The 7,312-nt window shown below is 76.5% G+C and carries 1 pseudogene; it reads left to right on the top strand.

The features are described 5' to 3' along the window. Positions 1–12: 12 nt before the first annotated feature. Positions 13–7,215: pseudogene (locus tag ACYVPE_RS11315) on the top strand (SDR family NAD(P)-dependent oxidoreductase); the annotation flags it as partial. Positions 7,216–7,312 lie beyond the last annotated feature (97 nt).

Here is a 7,312-nt window from a genome sequence, read left to right as displayed (position 1 = left end):
AACGAGGAGAAGCTCCGCTACTTCCTCAAGAAGACGATGTCCGACCTGCGCACGACCAGAGAACGACTGGCGCGGGTCGAGTCACGGCTGACGGAGCCGATCGCGATCGTCGGCATGGGCTGCCATCTGCCGGGCGGCGCGGACGGGCCCGACGCCCTCTGGGACCTGGTCGAGGACCGCGTCGACGCGATCGACCAGTTCCCCACCGACCGCGGCTGGGAGCGGTCCACGGTCTACGGCCCCGACGCGGCGCGCGAGGGCCGCCCCACTCCCTTCGAGGGCGGCTTCCTCGACCGGGCCACCACCTTCGACCCCGAGTTCTTCGGCATCTCCCCGCGCGAGGCCGCGGTCATGGACCCGCAGCAGCGCCTCGTCCTGGAGACCGCCTGGGAGACCCTGGAACACGCCGCGGTCGTCCCCGCCGACCTGCGCGGCAGCAGGACCGGCGTCTACGTGGGCGTGAGCGCGGCCGACCTGGAGTCCGGCTGGTACCCGGCCCGCGAGGCCGCCGGGTTCGGCGTCACCGGCGGCACCATCTCCGTGCTCTCCGGCCGCGTCGCCTACACCCTGGGCCTCGAGGGGCCGGCCGTCACCATCGACACCGCCTGCTCCTCCTCGCTGGTCGCCGTGCACCTCGCCGCGCAGGCGCTGCGCGGCGGCGAGTGCGACATGGCGCTGGCCGGCGGCGTCACCGTGCTCACCCAGCCCGCCGAGTTCAACTCCTTCTCCCGGCAGGGCGCCCTGGCCAGGGACGGCCGCTGCCGGGCGTTCGCCGCCGCCGCCGACGGCCCGGGACTCAGCGAGGGCGTCGGCCTGGTGCTCCTGCAACGACTCTCCGACGCGATCCGCGACGGCCGCAGGATCCTCGCCGTCGTCCGCGGCAGCGCCGTCAACCAGGACGGCGCCTCCAACGGGCTGACCGCGCCCAGCGGGCCCTCCCAACAGCGCGTCATCCGCCAGGCGTTGGCCGCCACCGGGATCACCGCCGCCGACGTGGACGTGCTGGAGGCGCACGGCACGGGCACCCGGCTCGGCGACCCGATCGAGGCCCAGGCGCTGCTCGCCACCTACGGCCAGGACCGGCCCGCCGACCGGCCCGCGCTGCTCGGCGCCCTGAAGTCCAACATCGGCCACACCCAGGCCGCGGCCGGCGTGGCCGGGCTGATCAAGATGGTGCAGGCGATCCGGCACCGGCGGGTCCCCCCGACCCTGCACGTGGACCGGCCGACCCCCCTCGTCGACTGGGACTCCGGCGCGATCGAACTCGTCACCGGGGCACGGGCCTGGCCGGAGACCGGCCGGCCGCGCCGCGCCGCCGTCTCGGCCTTCGGCATCAGCGGCACCAACGCCCACCTGATCGTCGAACAGGCCCCGTCCGACGAGGAGCCCTCGCCGCCCCGGGGCGTCACCGCCACCCCCGGCACCGCCGTGCCCTGGGTGCTCTCGGCCCGCGAACCACGCGCGCTGCGCGGCCAGGCCCGACGGCTCCTCGACCGACTGGCCGGCGAACCCCGGCCGGAACCGGCCGAGATCGGCCACGCGCTGGCCGCCACCAGGACCGCCTTCGAACACCGGGCGGTGATCCGCGGCCGGAACGCCGACGAGGCGCGGGCCGCCCTCGCCGCGCTGGCCGCCGGATCGCCCGCCCCCGCCCTCGCGACGGGCGTCGCCGCGCCGAGCCTCGGCAAGACCGCGTTGCTGCTCACCGGCCAGGGCGCCGCGCGCCCCGGCATGGCGCGCGAACTGTACGCCGCCCACCCGGTGTTCGCCGCGGCCTTCGACGAGGCGCGGGCCGCCTTCGAAGGACTGCTGCCGACGAAGGTGTGGGACGCCGTCCTCGGCGCCGACGGAGCCCCTGGCACCGGTGCGCTGCGCGGCACCGGGGCGGCACAGCCCGCGCACTTCGCCTACCAGACCGCCCTGTTCCGGCTCTGGCGCACCTGGGTGCCGGCCGCCCCCGACCTCCTGCTCGGCCACTCGCTCGGCGAGATCACCGCGGCCCACCTCGCCGGCGTGCTGTCCCTGCCCGACGCGGCCCGGCTGGTCGCCGCCCGCGCCCGGCTGATGCAGAAACTGCCGTCCGGCGGCGCGATGGTGGCCGTCGCGGCCACCGAGCGGGAGGTCGCCGCCGAACTCGCCGCCCACTCGACCGCCGCCCGCCCCGCGGTGATCGCCGCCGTCAACGGGCCCTCGTCCGTGGTGATCTCGGGCCACCAGAAGAGCGTGACGCGCGTCGCGCGGATCTTCGCCGACCGCGGCGTGCCCACCAGCCGGCTGCCGGTCTCGCACGCCTTCCACTCCCCCCTGATGGAGCCGATGCTCGGCGACTTCGCCGAGGCGCTGCGCGACCTGTCCTTCGGCGAGCCCGAGATCCCGCTGGTCAGCAACCTCACCGGCCGCGTCGCCGAGCCCGGCCTGCTCGCCACCCCGGAGTACTGGCTCGACCAGATCCGGCGGCCCGTCAGGTTCCACGACGGGGTCGGCACGCTGCGCGCCGAGGGCGTCACGGCGTTCGTGGAGATCGGTCCCGACGCCGTCCTGACGCCGGCCGTGCTGGAGAGCCTCCCCGGCGAGCCCGGCACCCTCGCCGTCGCCGTCCAGCGCGGCGGCGGCACCGCACGCGGTCACTTCGACACCGCCCTGACCAGCGTGTTCCTGCACGGCCTCGCCGTCGACTGGACCCGCGCCTTCGACGTCGACGCGTCGTGGCGCCCCCTCGACCTGCCCACCTACGCCTTCACCCGCCACCGCCACTGGCCGGCCACGCGGCCCACCGCCGGCACCTTCGCGACCGCGGCCACGCGGCACCCGCTGATCGAGTCCGTGGTGCGCGACCCGGTCACCGGCCGCCTCGAACTGACCGCGCGGCTCTCCACCACCACCGCACCCTGGCTCGCCGACCACGTCGTGCTCGGCCGGGTGGTGGTCCCGGGCGTCGTCTTCGTGGAACTCGCCCTCCAGGCGGGCCGCGAGGCCGGCTGCCCGGTGGTGGAGGAACTCACCATGGAGAACCCGCTGCTGCTGCCGGCGCGGGCCACCGCCGTCGTGCGGCTCACCGTGGACGAGCCGGGACCGACCGGCCACCGGGCGGTCACCCTGGAGTCACGGCCGCTGGACGCGGCCCCCGACGTCCGCTGGGTGCGGCACGTCACCGGCACCGTCACCACCACCGGCACCCCCGCCGGCACCGCGTCGGGGCCGGCGCCCGAACCGGCCCCGACGACCCAGTGGCCGCCGGCCGGCGCCGTCCCGCTCGACGGCCAGGATCCCTACGCGCGCTCCGCCGAGTGCGGCTTCACCTTCGGACCGGCCTTCCACGGGCTCGTCCGCCTCTGGCGACGCGGCGACGAGACCTTCTCCGAGGTCGAACTCCCCGAGGGGCTGCGCGAGCAGGCCGGCGCCTACCTGATGCACCCCGCGCTGCTCGACAGCACCCTGCACGCGGCCGGCCTCGACGTGGTGGGGGAGACGCGGCTGCCGTTCGTCTGGAACGGGGTGCGGCTCTCCCCGCCGAACACCGACAGGCTCCGCGTCAGGATCGCCCCCGCGGCCTCGGGCGAGGGCTTCGCCGTCAGCCTGGCCGACGACCGGGGGAACGCCGTCGGCTCCATCGACGCCCTCGTGATGCGGGCCGTGACCACCGCCAAGCTCGACGCGGCGCTCGACGAACCGGGCGACGCGCTGTACCGGGTCGACTGGCGGCCCCTGTCGGCGGGCGACCTCGCCCCGGCGCCTGCCGGTCGCCTCGCTCTCGTCGGCGACCCCAGGGAACCGATCGCCGACCTGGCCGCCCACCACCCCGACCTCGCCACGCTCTCCGCGGCGATCGACGCGGGCGCCACCGCTCCCCCCGACACCGTGGTCCGGTGCGTCGGGTCACGGCCGGCGGCGGAGCCGTCGACCGAGGTGAAGGCCGCCCTGCCGGAGATCAGGCGGTGGCTCGAGGACGACCGATGGGCGTCCTCCCGCCTCGTGCTGCTCACCCGGCACGCGGTCGCCGCCGCGGGACCCGAGCCCGTCGACCCCGCCCACGCGGCGGTCTGGGGCCTGGTCAGGGCCGCCCAGGCGGAACACCCGGGCCGCCTCCGGCTCGTCGACTGGGACGGCACCCCCGCCTCGGCCGGCACGCTGCCGCACGCGCTGCACGACGACCGACCCCAACTCGTCGTCCGCGACGGCCGGTGCCACGTGCCGCGCCTCACCCGCGCCACCGGGCAACGGCTCGTCCCGCCGCAGACCGGGGCCTGGCGCCTCGAACCCGGCCGGGCCGGCAGCCTGACGGCCCTGCGCCCGGTACCCCACCCGGCGGCCGAGGCGCCCCTGACCACCGGGCAGATCCGGGTCGCCGTGCGGGTGGCCGGCCTCAACTTCCGTGACGTCCTCAACACCCTCGGGATGCTGCCCACCGCCAGCCCGCTCGGCGCCGAGGGCGCGGGCGTGGTCACCGAGGTCGGCCCCGGTGTCACCGGACTCGCCCCCGGCGACCGGGTGATGGGCCTGTGGCCCTCCGCCCTCGGCCCCCAGGTGGTCGCCGACCACCGGCTCGTCCTGCCCGTCCCCGAGGGCTGGACCTTCGCCCAGGCCGCCACCGTGCCCATGGCGTTCCTCACCGCCTACCACGCGCTCAGGTACCTCGCCGACGTACGACCGGGACAGACCGTCCTGGTGCACGCCGCCGCCGGCGGCGTGGGCATGGCGGCCACCCAGATCGCCCGACACCTCGGAGCGCGGGTCCTCGGCACGGCGAGCCCCGAGAAGTGGCACCTGCTGCGCTCGGCCGGCATCGCGGCGACCGACATGGCCTCCTCACGGACCCTCGACTTCCCACCGGCCATCCTCCGGGCCACCGAGGGGCGTGGCGTCGACGTGGCGCTCAACGCGCTCACCGGTGACTTCGTCGACGCCACGCTGCGCCTGCTGGCACCGGGCGGCCGGTTCGTCGAGATGGGCGTGACCGACGTCCGCGACCCCGCGCGGGTCGCCGAGGCCCACCGCGGCGTCGGTTACGAGGCGTTCCTCGTCACCGAGCTGGGCGCCGACCACCTCAGGGGGCTCCTCGCCGAGCTGCGGGACCTCTTCGCCCGCGGCGTGCTGCACCCGCTGCCGGTCACCGCCTGGGACATCCGGCGCTCACCCGAGGCCTTCCGGCTGATGCGCGAGGGACAGCACACGGGCAAGCTCGTCCTCACCGTCCCCCGGCCCCTCGACCCGGAGGGCACCGTCCTCATCACCGGCGGCTCCGGCACCCTGGCCGGCGAGGTCGCCACCCACCTGGTCGCCAGGCACGGCGTGCGGCACCTGCTGCTCGCCAGCCGCCGCGGCGACCAGGCGCCGCGGGCGCGCCGACTCCGCGACGAACTGACCGCCAGGGGCGCCCGGGTCACGATCGCGGCCTGCGACACCGCCGACCGCGCCCAACTCGCCGCACTGCTCGGCCAGGTCCCCGCCACGCACCCCCTGACCGCCGTCGTGCACACCGCGGGCGTGCTCGACGACGGCGTCATCGAGACCCTGACACCGGACCGCATCGACACCGTCCTCGCGCCCAAGGCGGGAGGCGCCGCCCATCTGGACGAGCTCACCCGAGGGTCGGACCTCTCGGCGTTCGTGCTGTTCTCCTCCGTCGCCGGTGTGCTCGGCGGCCCAGGGCAGGGCAACTACGCGGCGGCCAACGCCACGCTCGACGCGCTGGCCGCGCGCCGCGCCCTCGCAGGCCTGCCCGCCACCGCCCTGGCCTGGGGCCCCTGGGCCCAGCCGAGCGGCATGACGGATTCACTCGACGCGGCCGACGTGGCCCGGGTACGCCGCGTCGGAGTGGCCCCGCTCCCCACCGACCGCGCCCTCGCCCTGCTCGACGAGGCCCTCGACCGGGCCGACGCCCACCTGGTGCCGGCCAGGCTCGACGGCGAGGCCCTGCGCGACGCCGCGGCCGGCGACACCCTGCCCGACATGCTCGTGGGGCTGGCCCGCCGGGCGCCCGCCGCCCCGGCGGCGCGCACCCTGCCCGGTGCGTCCGACCTGGGCGCCCGACTCGCCGCGGCACCCGAGCCAGAACGCCACACGATCCTGCTGGAGGTGGTGCGCGCCGAGACCGCGGTCGTCCTCGGCCACCCCGGGCCCGAGGCCATCGAGCCCGAGCGGTCCTTCCAGGCGCTGGGATTCGACTCACTCACCTCCATCGAGCTGCGCAACCGCCTCAGCGGCGCGCTCCGGCTGCGGCTGCCGGCGACCCTCGCCTTCCGGCATCCCACCCCGGAGGCACTCGCCCGGAGCCTGGCCGGCGCGGTCGCCGACATCGCGACGGCCGCACCGGTGGGACCCGACACGGCGGCCGCCCCCGACCCGGGCGCCGACGAGTGGCAGGGCCCGGGCCCCGGCGAGCTGTACCGAAGGCTCGTCCTCGACGGCAAGGACGAGCAGGCGGACACGCTGCTCGCCAGCGCCGCCGCCCTCCGGGAACGCTTCGACGCACCGTACCGCGCCGTGTTCTCGGCGCCGCCCCTGACCCGGCTCTCCTCCGGTGACGGAGGGCCGGAACTGATCGCCCTGCCCCCGCTGGCACCGGTCGACGGCCCCGCCCAGTTCGCCCCGCTCGCCGAACGGCTGCGCGGCCGCGTCGGCCTCTCGGTCCTCGCCCTGCCCGGCTTCCGGCGGGGCGAGCCGCTGGCGGCCAGCCGGGAGATCCTGATCAGCTCCCTAGTCGAGGCGCTGCGCCCGGTCGTCGACCGGCCCTTCACGCTCCTCGGCTACTCCTCGGCCGGGCCCGTCGCGCACGCGGTCGCGGAACGGCTGGAGAGCGAGGGTGCGTCGCCCGCCGGTGTGGTCCTCCTCGACAGCTACATCCGGGACCGGATGCCGCTCCGGTTCCGCGCCGCCCTCGGCTACGAACTCGTCGGGCGCAGGCGGGAGTTCGCCGCTCTCGACTTCACCACGGTCACGGCGTTCGGCGCCTACGCCGCCATGTTCCACGACTGGCGACCGCGGCCCCTGCGGGCCAGGACGCTGCTGGTGCGCCCCGACCGCTGCGTGCCGGGCGCGCCGGACGCGCCGACCGCCGGCCTGACCGACTGGCGCTCGGTCTGGCCGACGGACATCGACACCGCCGAGGTGCCGGGCGACCACTGCACGATGATGGCGGAACACGCCGGCACCACCGCGGACTCCCTGCGCCGCTGGCTCGTCGAGCTGCCGGTGCCCAGCGCGTCGACGCGCTGAGCACGCTGCCGCCGGCGGCCGGCCCCCGACCGGGGTTCGGCCGCCGGTTCGGTTAGCGTGGAGAGACCATTGGCCGTCTCGAAGGAGAACCCCGGCA

It is taken from the genome of Streptomyces mayteni (genome assembly GCF_054783955.1).
Note: the sequence above shows the minus strand (reverse complement) of the source record. Positions and strands in the feature narration are given on the sequence as shown.